At 70.5% G+C, this 15741-nt stretch carries 12 protein-coding genes; 5 read left to right on the forward strand and 7 right to left on the reverse strand.

Annotated elements, in window-relative coordinates:
* Nucleotides 1–14: 14 nt before the first annotated feature.
* Genes ACGFYP_RS01290 through ACGFYP_RS01300 form a run of 3 tightly spaced genes read left to right on the forward strand, consistent with a single transcriptional unit; the run spans nt 15 to nt 4167 of the window.
* A complete protein-coding gene (locus ACGFYP_RS01290; RefSeq protein WP_393485213.1) occupies nt 15–962 on the forward strand; it encodes a carbohydrate ABC transporter permease in 948 nt (315 codons plus the stop codon).
* The gene (locus ACGFYP_RS01295) at nt 962–1780 is read left to right on the forward strand and encodes a carbohydrate ABC transporter permease (protein ID WP_393485214.1); all 819 of its coding nucleotides are present in this window, start codon (nt 962–964) and stop codon (nt 1778–1780) included. Before ACGFYP_RS01290 ends, ACGFYP_RS01295 begins: the two co-directional genes overlap by 1 nt.
* The gene (locus tag ACGFYP_RS01300) at nt 1777–4167 is read left to right on the forward strand and encodes a beta-glucosidase (protein WP_393485215.1); all 2391 of its coding nucleotides are present in this window, start codon (nt 1777–1779) and stop codon (nt 4165–4167) included. The genes ACGFYP_RS01295 and ACGFYP_RS01300 overlap by 4 nt, the downstream gene beginning before the upstream one ends.
* A 67-nt stretch (nt 4168–4234) precedes the next feature.
* Here the strand turns inward: ACGFYP_RS01300 and ACGFYP_RS01305 are convergent, their stop codons facing one another.
* The 5 genes from ACGFYP_RS01305 to ACGFYP_RS01325 all read right to left on the reverse strand — a co-directional run bounded on the left by ACGFYP_RS01305 (nt 4235) and on the right by ACGFYP_RS01325 (nt 10377).
* A complete protein-coding gene (locus tag ACGFYP_RS01305) occupies nt 4235–5674 on the reverse strand; it encodes a GH1 family beta-glucosidase (RefSeq protein WP_393485216.1) in 1440 nt (479 codons plus the stop codon).
* Between the two features lie 54 nt (nt 5675–5728).
* Nucleotides 5729–6637, reverse strand: coding sequence for a carbohydrate ABC transporter permease (locus tag ACGFYP_RS01310; protein WP_393485217.1), 909 nt, complete (start codon nt 6635–6637; stop codon nt 5729–5731).
* 13 nt (nt 6638–6650) lie between these two features.
* Nucleotides 6651–7655 carry a carbohydrate ABC transporter permease gene (locus tag ACGFYP_RS01315; protein WP_393485218.1) on the reverse strand — a complete coding sequence of 335 codons (1005 nt, stop codon included), beginning with the start codon at nt 7653–7655 and terminating at the stop codon, nt 6651–6653.
* A gap of 116 nt (nt 7656–7771) precedes the next feature.
* Complete coding sequence (locus ACGFYP_RS01320; protein ID WP_393485219.1) at nt 7772–9082, reverse strand: extracellular solute-binding protein; 1311 nt, start codon at nt 9080–9082, stop codon at nt 7772–7774.
* 281 nt (nt 9083–9363) lie between these two features.
* On the reverse strand, nt 9364–10377 hold the full coding sequence (locus ACGFYP_RS01325) for a LacI family DNA-binding transcriptional regulator (RefSeq protein ID WP_393485220.1): 1014 nt from the start codon (nt 10375–10377) through the stop codon (nt 9364–9366).
* 351 nt (nt 10378–10728) lie between these two features.
* On the opposite strand from ACGFYP_RS01325, the gene ACGFYP_RS01330 reads away from it, so the two are divergent.
* Nucleotides 10729–11694: a glycoside hydrolase family 6 protein gene (locus ACGFYP_RS01330; protein WP_393485221.1), complete on the forward strand. Its 966-nt coding sequence runs from the start codon at nt 10729–10731 to the stop codon at nt 11692–11694.
* Nucleotides 11695–11788: 94 nt separating this feature from the next.
* Nucleotides 11789–13138, forward strand: a complete 1350-nt coding sequence (locus ACGFYP_RS01335; protein ID WP_393485222.1) for a glycoside hydrolase family 6 protein — start codon at nt 11789–11791, stop codon at nt 13136–13138.
* A 52-nt stretch (nt 13139–13190) separates the two neighbouring features.
* Here the strand turns inward: ACGFYP_RS01335 and ACGFYP_RS01340 are convergent, their stop codons facing one another.
* Nucleotides 13191–14402 carry a M6 family metalloprotease domain-containing protein gene (locus ACGFYP_RS01340; protein WP_393485223.1) on the reverse strand — a complete coding sequence of 404 codons (1212 nt, stop codon included), beginning with the start codon at nt 14400–14402 and terminating at the stop codon, nt 13191–13193.
* 48 nt (nt 14403–14450) lie between these two features.
* Nucleotides 14451–15716, reverse strand: coding sequence for an alpha/beta fold hydrolase (locus tag ACGFYP_RS01345; protein WP_393485224.1), 1266 nt, complete (start codon nt 15714–15716; stop codon nt 14451–14453).
* Nucleotides 15717–15741 lie beyond the last annotated feature (25 nt).

The following is a 15741-nucleotide window of genomic DNA, read 5'->3' on the forward strand; positions in this document are numbered from 1 at the left end:
CCGGAACGCCAGACATGACCACTGCCACAGCCCCTCCCACGGAAAGCGCCGAGAAGACCGCTCGACCCGGGCGGCCGAGTCGCTCCGCAACCGGTGTGGGCCGCCCGGGCTTCGCCTGGGCGGCGCCCGCCGCCGTCTTCTTCGGCCTGTTCGCCCTCGTGCCGCTCCTCCTGGTCGTCGTACTGTCCTTCACCCGCTGGAACGGCCTCGGCTCACCGGAGTTCGCGGGCCTGGACAACTGGACCCGACTGCTCGACGACCCCGTGATGATGAAGAGCCTCTGGCTGAGCCTGCTGCTGACCGTCCTAGGCGTCGTCGTCCAGACACCGATCAGCATCCTGCTCGGCGTCTGGGCCGCCGGCCCGCAGCGCAACCGGGCCGTCCTCTCCGCCATCTACTTCGTCCCGCTCCTGTTGTCCATCACCGCCGTCTCCGTCCTGTGGCGCGCCGTGCTCGACCCCAACTTCGGCGTCCCCGCTCAGGCGAAGTGGCTCTTCGGCGACGGCAACCTCTTCGGCATGCAGGCCGGTGCCGTCGGAGTCCTCGTCTTCGTCAGCACCTGGCAGTTCACGCCCCTGCACACCCTGATCTACCAGGGCGCCGCGCGGGCCATCCCCCAGGTGCTCTACCAGGCCGCCCGGATCGACGGCGCGGGCACGGTCCGCCAGTTCTTCCACATCACCCTGCCGCAACTGCGCAACTCCATCGTGACCTCGACGATCCTGATGGTGGTCGGCGGACTCACGACCTTCGACACCGTCCTGATCCTCACCCAGGGCGGACCCGGCACCGACACCACGAACAGCGCCTACTACATGTACCAGAAGGCCTTCAAGAGCTTCGACTTCGGAGCGGCCTCCGCGATCGCGCTGCTCCTCGTCCTCGTCGCCACCCTCGTCTCCCTGGTCATGGTGCGCCTGACCGGCTACGACAAGATGCGCAGCACCATGGAGGGCGTGTGATGAAGAGCCGCCCCAACTACCTGGCCGGTTTCGGCTCGCTGATCTGGCTGTTCGTGGTCGGCCTGCCCCTGTACGTCATGCTGGTCGCCACCTTCCAGTCCCGTACGGACTACGCGGCGAACGGCCCCCTCGCCCTCCCCGAACACTTCACCCTCGACAACTACGTCAACGACGTCGGCGACGGCTTCGCGCAGTACTTCCTCAACACGCTGATCGTCACGGTCTGCGTGGTCGGCATCGTCCTGCTCCTCGTGCCGCCCCTGGCGTACGCCATCGTCCGAAGCGACGGCAAGGCCACCGGCCGGATCTTCCGCCTCTTCCTGCTCGGCCTGGCCATCCCGTCCCAGGCCGTGATCGTCCCGATGTTCTACCTCATCAACGAGGCAGGGCTCTACGACAACCTCCTCGGCGTCATCCTGCCGACCGCCGCCTTCGCCATGCCCGTCTGCGCCCTGATCCTCTCCGGCGTCATGCGGGACATCACGCCCGAGCTGTACGAGGCCATGACCGTCGACGGGGCCACGCCCTGGCGGATCTTCGTCCAGCTGGTGCTGCCCCTGTCGACGAGCGGTCTGTCCACGATCGTCGTGTTCTCCTCGCTCCAGGCCTGGAACGGCTTCCTGTTCCCCCTCGTCCTCACCCAGTCCTCGGAGAACAAGGTCATCACGATGGGCCTGTACGACTTCCAGACGGAACACGGCGTCGACATCCCCGGTCTCCTCGCGGCCGTCGTCCTCTCCATGCTCCCCATCCTGCTCGTCTATCTGTTCGCCCGTCGTGCCCTGGTCCAGGGTCTGATGGGAGTCGGAGGAAAATGACCGACGAAGTGGCCACACAGCCTCAAGCCCCGCACCCCGCCTGGCGCGACCCCGCACTGAGCGCGGAAGCCCGAGTCGACGCACTGATCCGCGAGATGACCCTGAAGGAGAAGACCGCCCAGCTGTACGGCGTGTGGGTCGGCGCCTCCGACGAAGGCGCCGAAGTCGCGCCGCACCAGCACGACATGGAGGAGCCGGTCGACCTCGACGCCCTGCTGCCCGACGGTCTCGGCCAGCTCACCCGGCCCTTCGGAACCGTCCCCGTCGACCCCGCCCTCGGCGCCCTCTCGCTGATGCGGACGCAGCAGCGGATCACCGCCGCCAACCGCTTCGGCATCCCGGCCGTCGCACACGAGGAATGCCTCGCCGGCTTCGCGGCCTGGGGCGCCACCGCCTATCCCGTCCCGCTCTCGTGGGGAGCCACCTTCGACCCGGAGCTCGTACGGGAGATGGCCGCGGCCATCGGCCACGACATGCGCGCGGTCGGCGTGCACCAGGGGCTCGCCCCCGTCCTCGACGTCGTCCGCGACGCGCGCTGGGGACGCGTCGAGGAGACCATCGGCGAGGACCCGTACCTCGTCGGGACGATCGCCACCGCCTACGTCCAAGGGCTGGAGGCCGCCGGGATCGTCGCCACGCTCAAGCACTTCGCCGGCTACTCCGCCTCCCGGGCGGGCCGCAACCTCGCCCCGGTCGGCATGGGCGCCAGGGAACTGGCCGACGTGATCCTGCCGCCGTTCGAGATGGCGGTCCGGGAGAGCGGCGTCCGGTCGGTGATGCATGCCTACACGGACACCGACGGCATTCCGTCGGCCGCCGACGAGCAGCTCCTCACCGAACTCCTGAGGGACACCTGGGGCTTCACCGGAACCGTAGTGGCCGACTACTTCGGCATCGCGTTCCTGAAGACCCTGCACGGCGTCGCCGGCACGTTCGGCGACGCGGCGGGTACCGCCCTCACCGCAGGCGTCGACGTGGAGCTCCCCACGGTCAAGGCCTTCGGAGCGCCCCTCCTCGACATGGTCCGGCAAGGGAACGTCTCCGAGGGGCTCGTGGATCGGGCCGTACGGCGAGTCCTCCTCCAGAAGGCCCGGCTCGGGCTCCTCGACCCCGAATGGAGCCCGGTACCCCCGGCACTGCGCGGGGTCGACACCACAGCCGCACCCGACTCCCTGCGGGGCACTGTCGACCTGGACACGGCCGCCAACCGCGGGCTGGCCGGCCGCATCGCCGAACGGGCCGTCGTGCTGCTCCGCAACGACGGCGCCCTGCCGCTCGACCCGCGCACTCCCCGCCGGATCGCCCTGATCGGCCCCAATGCCGAGGCTCCCACGGCCGTCCTCGGCTGCTACTCCTTCCCCGTCCACGTCGGCGGACAGCACCCCGACGCCCCTCTCGGCATCGACCTGCCCACCCTGCACGAGGCCCTCGTCGAGGAGTTCCCCACCGCCGATGTCCTCGTGGCGCACGGAACCGGCATCGACGACGCCGGGACCGAGGGCTTCGCCGAGGCGCTCGCACTCGCCCGCCGCGCCGACGTCGTCGTCGCGGCTCTCGGTGACCGCGCCGGGCTCTTCGGGCGGGGCACCAGCGGCGAGGGCTGCGACGCCGGGTCCCTCGCCCTTCCCGGAGTGCAGCAGCAGCTGCTCGACGCCCTCATCGGCACCGGAACCCCGGTCGTGACGACCCTGCTGACCGGCCGGCCCTACGCCCTGGGCCGTGCGGCCGACGAGTCCGCCGCCGTCCTGCAGTCGTTCTTCCCCGGCGAGGCGGGAACAGCCGCCATCGCCTCCGTCCTCAGCGGACGGACGAACCCGAGCGGCCGACTGCCCGTCAGCGTGCCCCGCCACCCCGGCACCCAGCCGTCGACCTACCTGGCCTCCCGCCTCGGCCACACCAGCGAGGTCTCCAGCATCGACCCCACGCCCGCCTTCGGCTTCGGACACGGCCTCACCTACACCTCCTTCGCATGGAGCGACCTGACCGTCGAGGACACCGACGTCCCCACGGACGGCGAAGTGCGGCTCGCCTTCACCGTGGCGAACACCGGTGACCGCGCCGGCACCGAACTCGTCCAGCTGTATCTGCACGACCCGGTGGCCTCCGTGGTCCAGCCCGTACAGAGACTCATCGGGTACGTACGTCTCGACCTGACCCCCGGAGAAGGGAAGCGGATCCACGCCGTCGTCCCCGCGGACCTCGCGTCGTTCACCGGCAGGACGGGGACGCGCACCGTCGAACCGGGAGAGCTCGAACTGAGGCTCAGTGCCTCCAGCACCGATCCGCGGCTGACCGCCCGGGTGACCCTGACCGGTCCGGTGCGGCCGTTGGACCACCACCGGCGCCTGCATGCCGACTTCGAGGTCCTCCCGCACGCCGTCCGCTGACTCCGCCTGGCCCGCCCCGCTGCCCGTGCGGGCGGCGGGGCCGAAACTTTCGAAACCCGGCCGGAGCTCAAAGAACCGGCACCGAGTTCGCGCCGATGGTCCTGGCGTACCAGCGGGCACTGGCCTTCGGGGTGCGCAGCTGGGTGGTGTAGTCGACGTGGACGGCTCCGAAGCGCTTCTCGTATCCGTACGCCCACTCGAAGTTGTCGAGGAGGGACCAGAGGAAGTAGCCGCGTACGTCGGCACCGTCACCGATGGCCTGGTGGACGGCGGCGAGGTGGCGGTGGAGGTAGTCGATCCGGTCGTGGTCATGGATCTGGCCGTCCTCCGTGGGGACGTCGGGGAAGGCGGCGCCGTTCTCGGTGATCACCAGCGGGAGGCCGGGGTGGGCACGGGACGTGGCCATGAGGAGGTCGTACAGACCGGTGGGGTCGATGCTCCAGCCCATGTCGGTGGTGTCGCCGGGCGGGAGGTGGAAGTTGACGTCCTCGGAGCCGGGCCACGGGGAGTGGTCGCTCTCGCCGTGGGCGTGGTTGACCGCGGCCGTTCCGGGAGTGGGAGCGGAGACCAGGGCGGGGGTGTAGTAGTTGATGCCGAGGAGGTCGATGGGGGCTGCGATGGCGGCCTCGTCGCCCGGCCTGACGAGGGTGTTCCAGTCGACGATGTGGGCGGTGTCGGCGAGGAGGTCGGCCGGATAGCCGCCGGAGAGCATCGGGCCGGTGAAGATGCGGTTGCCGACGGCGTCGATGCGGCGGGCCGCGTCGAGGTCGGCGGGATCCGTGGTGAGCGGGCGGACCTGGTGCAGGTTGAGGGAGGCCGCGATCTGGGTGTGGGCGGGCAGTGCCGCACGCAGGGCGGCGGTGGCGCGGCCGTGGCCGAGGTTCAGGTGGTGGGCGGCGCGCAGGGCGTCGGCAGGGTCGGTGCGACCGGGGGCGTGGACGCCGGAACCGTAGCCGAGGAAGGCCGAGCACCAGGGTTCGTTGAGGGTCGTCCACAGCGCGACCCGGTCGCCGAGGGCCTCGGCCGCCAGGGTGGCGTACTCGCCGAAGCGTTCGGCGGTCTCACGTGCCGTCCAGCCGCCTGTCTCTTCCAGCGCCTGGGGGAGGTCCCAGTGGTAGAGGGTGGCCACCGGCTGAATGCCGGCGTCGAGAAGTTCGTCGACGAGCCGGCGGTAGAAGTCGAGGCCTGCGGAGTTGGCGGGGCCCCGGCCACCGGGCTGGATGCGGGGCCAGGACAGGGAGAAGCGGTAGGCCTGGAGTCCGAGCTCGGACATCAGGGTGACGTCGGTGCGGTAGCGGTGGTAGTGGTCGCAGGCGATGTCGCCGGTGTCGCCGTTCGCGACCTTGCCGGGGGTGCGGGAGAAGGTGTCCCAGATGGAGGGGGTTCGGCCGTCCTCGGCGGCGGCGCCCTCGATCTGGTAGGCGGCGGTGGCCGCGCCCCACAGGAAGCCGGGCGGGAAGCTCAGTCGGTCGACGGCGGCGGGGGCGGTGACGGGGGTTTCGGGCATGAAGAAGTCTCCCTTTGGCGGAGGTCGTCGAACGAGAGAGGAAGGAGGCGGAGGTCAGCCCTTGATGGCGCCCTGGGTGATGCCGCCGACGATGTGGCGGCCGAAGAGGGCGAAGACCAGGAGGAGGGGCAGGGTGCCCATGAGTGCTCCGGCGGTGATGACGGACCAGTCGGTGGACCAGCCGGTGCCCAGTCCGGCGAGGGCGACTTGGACGGTGGGGTTGGTGGAGCCGTTCATGACGATGATCGGCCAGAGGAAGTCGTTCCAGGACTGGACGAAGGTGAGCATGCCCAGGACCGCCATCGCCGGGCGGGCGACGGGGAAGACGACGTGCCAGATGACACGTAGGGAGTTGGCGCCGTCGACGCGGGCGGCTTCGAGGAGCTCGGAGGGCAGCGCCTGGGAGAGGAACTGGCGCATGAAGAAGACGCCGAAGGCGGTGACGAGGACGGGCAGGATCAGCGCCCCGAGGTGATTGCCCAGCCCCAGGTTCTTGGTCAGGATGAACAGGGGTACGACGCTGAGCTGCGCGGGCACGGCGAGGGTGGACAGGACCAGCCCGAGCAGGACCTTCTTCCCCCGGAAGCGGAGTTTGGCGAAGGCGAATCCCGCGAGGACGGAGAAGGTCACCGTGCTGACGGTGACGGCTCCGGCGACGAGCGTGGAGTTGAGCAGGGCGACGCCCATGCCGCGCCCGCCGGCGTTGTGCCATACGTAACCGAGGTTGTCGAAGAGGTTGCCGCCGGGCAGCATCGGCGGCGGGCTGGAGACGACGGCGTGGCTGTCGGTGGAGGCCGCGACCAGCGTCCAGTACAGCGGGAACAGCGAGGCCAGGGCCGCGAGTGCCAGGACGATGTGAGCGATTTTCCCGGCCCGGTGCTGGCCGCCGGCCCTGCCGGCGCGGGCTGACGGTCTCGGCGCAGCCTTGTGACGGCGGTCGGGGACGGATGCGGTGGTGGTCATGTCGTACTCCACGTCACTGGGAGCCGCGCAGGCGGCGGGTGATCAGCGCGTTGACGAGCCCGATGAGCAGCAGCAGGCCGAACATGATCCAGGCGACCGCGCTGGCGCGCCCGAGCATGCTGGAGTGGAAGCCCTGGTCGTACATGAGGATGCCGAGGGTCTCGTACTGGTGGTCGGTTCCGCCCTGGTGGCCGCTCTGGCCGCCGAACAGGTAGGGCTCGCCGAAGAGTTGGGTGGCGCCGATGGTCGAGACGATCACGGTGAACAGGATGGTGGGGCGCAGGGCGGGGATGGTGACGTGCAGGAACTGCTGCCAGCGGGTGGCGCCGTCCAGGGCTGCGGCCTCGTACAGTTCGCGCGGCACGGCCTGCATGGCAGCGAGGTAGATGAGGGCGTTGTAGCCGGTCCAGCGCCAGGTGACGATCACGGAGATCGCGAACTGCGAGCTCCAGCGGCCGGCCTCCCAGTGCACGGGCCCGGCGCCGAACAGGCCGAGGAGCCAGTTGGCCATGCCGCCCTCGGGGCTGAAGATCAGGGCGAAGACGAGGGTGGCGGCGGCGACGGACGTCGCGTACGGGGCGAGGAGCGCCGTGCGCAGGAATCCGCGGGCGCGGAGCCGGTAGTTGAGCAGGTGGGCGAGGCCCAGCGCCATCAGCAGCTGGGGGACGGTGGACAGCACCCCCAGGGTGAAGGTGTTGAGCAGGGCGTTCCAGAAGTAGTGGCTGACCTGACCGGTGAACAGGTCCGTGTAGTTCTGCAGGCCGACCCATTCGGCGCGGTCGACGTTGTAGAGGCTCACCCGGTGGAAGGAGAGCCACCCGGTGTAGAGCAGCGGGAAGAGGCCGAAGGCGGCGAAGACGAGGAAGAAGGGCGCGACGAGGGCGTACGGCGTGCCCTTGGTGTCCCAGCGGTGCAGGCGGCTGCGCCAGGCCGAGGGTCCGGCGGGGCGGGCCGGGGGCGGCTGGGTGTCCTGCCGGCTTGCGGGGCCGTTGCGGCCGGGTGCGGTCGTGGAGGCCACGGGCGGGTTCCTTCGGTGGTCACGGCCGTTCGCGCCGGTACGGGGAAGAGGCGGCCGGTCCCCCGGTGACCGGCCGCCCGCTCCCCCGCGGCGGCGGCCGGGGAGGGCGGGAAGGGTTACTGGATGGTGCTGTCGATCTGGCGGACGGTGGCGTTCCAGGCCTCTTCCGGGTTCTTGCCGTTCTGCTCCATGAGCAGGACGCCGGTGCCGAACGCCCCGGTCAGGTCACCCGCTCGGGGGCCGGTCTCGGCGGGCTTGATGGCCTGGGCGGCGGTCGAGAAGATCTGCCCGGTGGCGGCGTCGGGGCCGATGTACGCGTTCTTGTAGTCGACGACGCCCGGCAAGTCGTAGGCGGCCTGGTTGGCGGGGATGTTGCCGACCTTCTGGAAGACCTTCGCCTGCTGCTCGGGCGCGGTGAGCCAGGCGACGAGCTTCTTCGCCTCGTCGACGTGCTTGCCGGAAGCGGGCACGGCCAGGAAGGAGCCGCCCCAGTTGCCGGCGGCCGGGGGCTGGGCGATGTTCCACTTGCCCTTGTTGGCGGGGCCGGAGAACTGCTGGATGTTGGCCTGCTGCCAGGAGGGGCAGACGGTGGTGGCGAAGGTGGACTTGGAGAACGCGGTCTGCCAGGGGGTGTCGAACATCTTCAGGCCCTGACTGGTCCTGCCCTGAACGGCCTTGACGGCCAGGTCCCAGGCGGTCCTCACACTGGCCGAGTCCTTGTAGGCGAGCTTGCCGTCCTTGTAGTACTGGACGGGGCTGCTGGAGACGACGGCGTTGAACAGTCCGCTGGCACTGTCCATGAAGAAGGTGCCTTCGGGCGCCTTGGCCTGGTACCGCTTGCCCGCCTCGACGAACTTCGCCCAGTCGCCCGCCCACAGCTTGCCGACCGAGGCGGGGTCGGAGGGCAGGCCCGCGGCCTTGAACAGGTCCTGGCGGTAGCAGATGGCCATCGGGCCGACGTCGGTGCCAAGGCCGATCGTCTTGCCGTCGGCGGTGGTGGCCTGGTCCCACTTCCACGCCAGGTAGTCTTTCTTGTCGACGCCGGGGGCGTCGGACAGGTCGGCGAAGGCGCCGGCGAGGTCCTCGGAGGTGGCCAGGGATATGCGGCCGACTTCGAGGGCCTGGACGTCGTCGAGGCCTCCGCCGGAGAGCCGGGTCTGCAGCGCGGTCCAGTAGTTGCCCTCGACGGTCGTCGGGTTCTCCTTGATGGTGATCCCGGGGTGCTGCTTCATATACGCGTCGTACAGACCGGCCTCCTTGTACCCGAAGGTCCCGAAGGTGCCGACGGTCAGGGTGATCTTCCCGTCGGCGGAGGCGGACCCGGTGTCGGAGGACGAGCAGCCGGTGAGGGCGAGCGTGAGGGTCACGGCCGCGGAGGCGAGGATGGCGGAGCGGGTGCGGGCGCGCGGCACGGACGAGCGGGACATGACATCTCCTCGATGCGTCAACGGGGTTGAGGGGTACGCCGGGCAGAGCCTCGCCTCATCGGCGGTCGGCGCAGGGGGTTGGCCTTCGAAGACCGGGGCCAGAACACATCCTGGGGGCTTGCTTCCCGGACTGGGAGCGCTCCCAACAGGTGGCATCGAAACCCTGTCGCCCCTTTGACGGCCTGTCAAGGTGGTCGGCCGGGGGGCGGCTGGGCACTACTCGCGGGGCGCGAGGGGGTGAGCGCGCGGGCGCCCCGGAAGGGCGCCCCGGAGGTTTCTCGTCAGGCGCTGACGCGGGTGACCAGGCGCGTGGGCAGGATCAGCGGGGTGGGGTCCTGTCCGTTGATGAGCGCGACGAGCATGCGCGCCATCTCCCGTCCGAGACCCTCTATGGGCTGGTGAACCGTGGTCAGCGGCGGATCGGCCATCTGGGCCACGGCGAGGTCGTCGAAGCCGACGACGGCGACGTCACCGGGGACTTGCCGACCGGCCTCGCGCAGCGTGCGCAGCGCGCCGACTCCCATGTTGTCGCTGGCGGCGAACACCCCGTCCAGGTCGGGGTGTTTCACCAGCAGGACGGCCATGGCGTCGGCTCCGCTGGACTCGGTGAAGTCGCCGACCTCCGGCGGGTACGGTTCGAGGCCCGCCGCCAGCATGGCATCGCGGTAGCCGCGGTACCGGGCGCGCCCGACCTCGGTGTCCAGACGTCCGCAGATGGTGGCCACGCGCGTCCGGCCGGCCGAGATCAGGTGCTCGGTGGCCGCGCGAGCTCCGCCGGTGTTGTCGACGTCCACGTACCACCGGGGGTCTGAACCGACCGGGCGTCCGCCGAACACGACGGGCATCTCCGCCTCCTGGGCCATGCGGGCCAGCGGGTCGTCCTCGCGCAGCGCCATCAGCATCACGCCGTCGGCCCCGTTGGACCGTAGAAGCTGCTCCACTCGCCTGCGGCCCCGGTCGGAGGCGGCCAGGCACAGCATCAGATGCAGGTCGGCGTCTTCCAAGGCGGCCGATGCCCCCACGATCACCTGGGCGAAGAACGGATCCGCGAAGATCGACGGGTCCTCACCCGAGACGACCAGGGCTGCCGCGCCCGTCTGACGGGTCGCCAGCGCGCGGGCCGTCGGATTCGGCACGTAGTCGAGTTGATGGACAGCCCGTTCGACCGCCTCGCGTTTGGCGCGGCTGACGTGCGGGGCGTTGTTGAGCACACGGGAGGCCACCGACCGTGATACACCGGCCAGTTCGGCCACCTCGTCGAGTGTCGACTGCCGGCGTGGGACACCTTCAGCCATGATCTGCCTTCCTGTCGTGCTCTGAACTGATGGAAGACTGGGAGCGCTTCCAGTTCCAGGACTGTAAAGCCTTCTTGCCGCCGTGTGAAGTGCGGGTTACATGACGGCTCTTGACAGTGCCTGGCGGTGCGTCACACGATACGGCCACACCCCAGGCATGCGGAGCGTGCACTGGAACCGCTTCCAGTGGGAGCGCTTCCACGAATCCTCGTGCGTCCGAGGTGCGCTGTTGTCCCCGCTGTCGTGGCACCGCCGCGAGGGGACGCCGTACCACCGCACTTCCTCAGTGCGTCGCCGGCTCGGGACGAGACTGCGCGACGCGTCCGCCGTCAGGAGACCGAGGTACAAGTCATGCGCCGCAGAGTCCGCGCCCTCGTGGCAGCCCTTTCCGCGCTGCCGTTGGCGCTCGCCGTCGCGCCGTCCGCCCACGCGGCGGACCCGACCACCATGACCAGCGGGTTCTACGTGGACCCGAACTCCAGCGCGAAGCAGTGGGTCGCCGCCAACCCCGGTGACGGCCGGGCGCCCACGATCAACGCGTCCCTCGCCAACACCCCCATGGCCCGCTGGTTCGGCTCCTGGAGCGGCACCATCGGCACCGCCACCGGTGCGTACGTGGGGGCGGCGGACTCCTCGGACAAGCTGCCCGTCCTCGTCGCCTACAACATCTACAACCGCGACAGCTGCGGCGGGCACTCCGGAGGCGGCGCCGCCTCCCCGTCCGCCTACGCGACCTGGATCGCTCAGTTCGCCGGCGGGATCGCCGGCCGCCCGGCGGCCGTCATCCTCGAACCGGACTCCATCGCGGACCACGGCTGCATGAACCAGACGCAGATCCGCGAACGCCAGGGCCTGATCAGCGGAGCCGTCGCCGAGTTCAACCGCCAGGCACCCAACACCTGGGTCTACCTCGACGCCGGCAACCCCGGCTGGGTGAGCCCGGCGACGATGGCCCAGCGCCTCCACGAAGCCGGCCTCCGGCAGGCCCACGGCTTCTCCCTCAACATCTCCAACTACTACACGACCGCGCAGAACACCGCCTACGGCAACTCGGTGAACAGCGAACTGGCCGCCCGCTACGGCTACACCAAGCCGTTCGTCGTCGACACCAGCCGGAACGGCAACGGCTCCAACGGCGAGTGGTGCAACGCCGCGGGCCGCCGCATCGGCACCCCCACCCAGCTGGGAGGCGGCGCGGAGATGCTCCTGTGGATCAAGACCCCGGGTGAGTCCGACGGCAACTGCGGCGTCGGGGCCGGCTCCTCGGCCGGTCAGTTCCTCCCCGAGGCCGCCTACAAGATGATTCACGGCTACTGACCTCGGACTCCCGTGGCCCGGTACCTCCCGACCCGGCGCCGGGCCACAGGGACCACCGATCTCTGTCTCATCCATTCTTCGACCAGGAGCCCTTATGAAGCCGCGCAGCCTACGACGCCGCGCGACCGCCGCCCTTGCGGCGCTCGCGGCCTGCGCCGCCCTCACCGCGACGCAGGGGCAGGCGCAGGCCGCTCCCACCGGGGACGGGATCACCCCGACCACCCGGTTCTACGTGGACCCGCACAGCAAGGCCGCCAAGCAGGCTCTCGTCGACCTCAGGAACGGCGACTTCGCGAACGCCGTGAACATGGCCAAGCTCGCGAGCTGGCCGCAGGCCGAGTGGTTCACCGAGGGCACGCCCGACGAGGTACGGGTCAAGGTGAAGAGGCTTGTCCGCGAGGCCCGGGCGGTGAACCGGACCCCCGTCCTGGTCGCCTACAACGTGCCCGGTCGGGACTGCACCCAGTACTCCAGCGGCGGAGCCGCGTCCTCAGCCGCCTACCGGCAGTGGATCGACGCCTTCGCCGCCGGTATCGGCGACAGCAAGGCGGTCGTCGTGGTCGAGCCCGACGGCCTGGCCCTCCTCCCCAGGGACTGCGGGCCGGCCGTGGACCCAACCGGCGAACTCACGACGACCCGCATCGCCGATCTCGCATACGCGGTCAGGACCATCAAGTCCAAGGCCCGCACCGCGGTCTATCTGGACGCGGGCAACGTCCTGTGGCGGCCCGTCGGTGACATGGCGCGGAGGCTGCTGGACGCCGGCGTCCGCTACAGCGACGGCTTCGCCCTCAACGTGTCCAACACCCACCCCACCGACCACAACGCCAGGTACGGCACCTGGATAGCGAAGTGCATGTGGTTCGCCACGGAGGGGCCCGAGGAGGCGCGCGGCCACACCGACTGGTGCGCCACGCAGTTCTACTCGTCCACCGCGCCCAACGACGGCGCCCCCGGCAACGCGGTCGACTCCGCCGATCCCACCACTTGGCGCTGGACCGACGCCTGGTTCGACCAGAGCGTGGGCACCCCGTCGAGCGACGCGCTGCAGCACTTCGTCATCGACACCAGCCGCAACGGTCTGGGCGCCTGGACCCCGGAGCCCGGCAAATACGGTGGAGACCCGGAGATCTGGTGCAACGCGCCCGGCCGCGGTCTCGGTCCGCGTCCCACCGCCGACACCGGCGTCCAGCTCGTCGACGCCTACCTGTGGATCAAGATCCCCGGCGAGTCCGACGGCAGCTGCACACGCAACACCGGCGGCACGATCGACCCCGAGTACGGCATCGTCGACCCGCCCGCCGGCACCTGGTGGCCTGACCAGGCCCACACGCTCGCCCGCAACGCGGCACCACGGCTGAGGTTCAACCGGCTGAAGGCCCCCACGAGGACCGAGCGAACGAGGGCCTGCTGCGTGCCCTCGTGGGCACCGGCGCCGAACTAGTGGTCGTAGCTCAGCGCGCTGGTCCGCGCTCACGGCGGCGCGCCCTGCTCCGCTACAGCGACCCGGGCACGCCGTCCTGAACGCGGACTGTGCCGAGCCGCACCGTGTTCCCCGCCCCGCCGCCCGCGAGGACGTCGATGCGGGCGCCGGTCTCGGGGTCGGTGAAGGTCTGACCGGGCGCGTACGCGGCCAGGTCCAGCTGGGTGCAGCCCGGGGATGGGGTGGCGGTCGGGTTCGCGTTCATCATCCGTACCGGGCCCTCGCCGGTGTGCGCGGCGGAGTCCACCTTGTAGATCAGGACGCCGCTGGAACACGCGGTTGCGTCGTTGCCCTCGGCCCGGCGGGACTCCGCGACGTAGGCCGTCGTCCGACCGGTGCGCAGTACGGCGATCTTGGTTCCGCCCGGTCGTTCCACCGCGGTCAGCCGTACCGTGCGGCGGCCGGACTCGGCGAGGCAGACGACCTGGTGGTCGCCGGTCCAGCCGAGCTTCCAGGAATGCCAGCCGAGGTACTGCGGGGCGGCTCCCGCGATGTTGCCCATGACGTCCCAGCCACCCACGAACTGGTGGGTGGGACCGGTGAAGGAGTACAGGTCGGGCAGGCCGAAGGTGTGGGACGTCTCGTGGGCGACGACCTTGTGGCCCCAGCGCCACATGTCCTGGCCGAAGGTGACGGCCCACTTGAGGCGGGTACCGTCGGCCGTGATCCCGGCCGTGGTCGGGTCGTAGAGGTAGGTCGGAGAGAAGGGGATGGCGGTGGCCGCCCTGGTGGGTACGACATGGACCATGTCGTACCGCGAGAAGTCCGCGTGGGGGTCGGCGGCCGTGATCGCGTCGCGCAGGTACTTCTCGTGCGCCTCGAAGGTGAGGCCGCGCGCGAAGCCGTAGGAGGTGGAGTCGGCGGGCATACGGATCCATCGGTGCAGCGCGGTGTTCTGAAGCCGGAGGCGGCCGTAGCTCGCTCGGTTCATCCAGGCGGCAGCCGGGGCCAGCTGGGCGGCGTACGGCTCGGTGGAGTCGGTGGCAGGTGCGTCGGGGAAATCGACGAACACCGTCAGGACGCGCCGGGTTCCGGTGGACGGCTGGAACTGGTTCCGGTCGGTGTCGTGGCCCTCGTCGGTCCAGCCGGTCTCTCCCGGAAGCGCGCAATCAGCGGCAGGTGACGGGGAGTTGGTTGCCGCGGTCGCGGCGCCGGGGACGGACAGGACGGAGGCGAGGACGGTCGCGGCGGCAAGGGGCCGCAGCAGGCGGGGCAGGGCGGTCATGACTCTCCCGTCGGAGGCTGGTCGGAGGGTGAGGGGTATGGAGACGAACTACGCGCGGCCGGCCGCGAGGTCCATCAGCCGAGACAGCACGCGTCCACCGGCGGCGCTGACGCCGTCGTGCTCCCATTCGTTGGTGACCCACACGCGGGTCGCGCCGACGTCGCGAGCGGTACGCAGCGAGAGCTCCGCGTCCACGTACATGTCGTCGTGGTAGACGATCGCCGCCAGCGGGACCTGGTTGGCGGCGAGGCGGCGCGGGTCGTAGAGCGGCGGCCAGTCCGTGCGCTCGGCCAGTAGTTCGGCGGCTTCGGCGAAGGGACGCAGGCCCTTGATGTCCTGGAACATCCACGGGTAGATCATCTCGCCGGTGAGGAGGAGGGGGTCCGCGTCCTCGGCGAACTCCGGGAAGCCGGCCATCGCGCGGGACGCCGCCCAGCCGGTGGGCTTGTCCCCCTGCCCGTAGAGGGTCTCCTGCATGACGATGAAGAGGGGGTTGTCGGTGAAGCCGGTCAGGCCCATCACCTGGTGGAGGAAGGTGTCGGTCAACTCCCCTTCGGTGTCGAGGGCTTCGTCGAGCAGCCAGTGGATCCGCTCGAAGCCGTCCCCCATGCCGAGGGCGAGGCCGAGGGTGCGCAGGCGTCGGGTCGTGAGCCGGTCGCCGTCGGGCAGCCGGACGTCGGTGGCGGTCAGGAGGTGGGCGATCCGACGCAGCCGGTCGGCGTCCTGTGGGTAACGGGCGTAGAAGTCGAGGACGCGGTCCCGCACCCGCGGGTAGGTGCGTGTGTACACGTCCTCGGCGGTGGCGGACAGGCCCGGCAGACCGCCGGTCACGTAGCACGCCCGCAGCCCTTCGGGCGCCTGCGAGAGGTAGGTGAGGGTGATGAACCCGCCGTAGCTCTGGCCGAGCGTCTCCCACGGTTCGTCGCCGCACAGCTGCCTGCGGATCAGTTCGGCGTCCGCGACGATGGCGTCCGCGCGGAAGTGTCCCAAGTGGTGTGCGAGTTGGGCCGGGGTCCCGAAGCGGGCGGCCGCCCGCGCGGTGACGGGTGTGGAGCGCCCGGTGCCGCGTTGGTCGAGCAGGAGCACGCGATGGGTCTTGAGGGCCTGGGGCAGCCATGCGGGTGAACCGGCCTGGGGACGTGGCGACTTGCCGCCGGGTCCGCCCTGGAGGTAGAGCAGCCAGGGCAGTTGCTCATCGGTTCGGCCGCGGTCGGCGACCTCGCGGGCGAAGAGCTGGATGGTCGGGCCGTGCGGGGACGCGTGGTCGAGGGGGACGGTGAAGACGTGGTCGACGGTCGCGTACGAGGGGTTCATGGATCCCTATCCACGGTCATGGCCG

The sequence above is a fragment of the Streptomyces sp. NPDC048370 genome (assembly GCF_043200825.1).
Taxonomy (GTDB): Bacteria; Actinomycetota; Actinomycetes; order Streptomycetales; family Streptomycetaceae; genus Streptomyces.

Coding starts and splice junctions, on each gene's coding strand:
- ACGFYP_RS01305 (WP_393485216.1), bottom strand. CDS start 5,674: ATGCCCGAAACCCCCGTCACCGCCCCCGCCGCCGTCGACCGACTGAGC.
- ACGFYP_RS01340 (WP_393485223.1), bottom strand. CDS start 14,402: ATGACCGCCCTGCCCCGCCTGCTGCGGCCCCTTGCCGCCGCGACCGTC.
- ACGFYP_RS01345 (WP_393485224.1), bottom strand. CDS start 15,716: ATGAACCCCTCGTACGCGACCGTCGACCACGTCTTCACCGTCCCCCTC.
- ACGFYP_RS01325 (WP_393485220.1), bottom strand. CDS start 10,377: ATGGCTGAAGGTGTCCCACGCCGGCAGTCGACACTCGACGAGGTGGCC.
- ACGFYP_RS01310 (WP_393485217.1), bottom strand. CDS start 6,637: ATGACCACCACCGCATCCGTCCCCGACCGCCGTCACAAGGCTGCGCCG.
- ACGFYP_RS01335 (WP_393485222.1), top strand. CDS start 11,789: ATGAAGCCGCGCAGCCTACGACGCCGCGCGACCGCCGCCCTTGCGGCG.
- ACGFYP_RS01330 (WP_393485221.1), top strand. CDS start 10,729: ATGCGCCGCAGAGTCCGCGCCCTCGTGGCAGCCCTTTCCGCGCTGCCG.
- ACGFYP_RS01320 (WP_393485219.1), bottom strand. CDS start 9,082: ATGTCCCGCTCGTCCGTGCCGCGCGCCCGCACCCGCTCCGCCATCCTC.
- ACGFYP_RS01290 (WP_393485213.1), top strand. CDS start 15: ATGACCACTGCCACAGCCCCTCCCACGGAAAGCGCCGAGAAGACCGCT.
- ACGFYP_RS01300 (WP_393485215.1), top strand. CDS start 1,777: ATGACCGACGAAGTGGCCACACAGCCTCAAGCCCCGCACCCCGCCTGG.
- ACGFYP_RS01295 (WP_393485214.1), top strand. CDS start 962: ATGAAGAGCCGCCCCAACTACCTGGCCGGTTTCGGCTCGCTGATCTGG.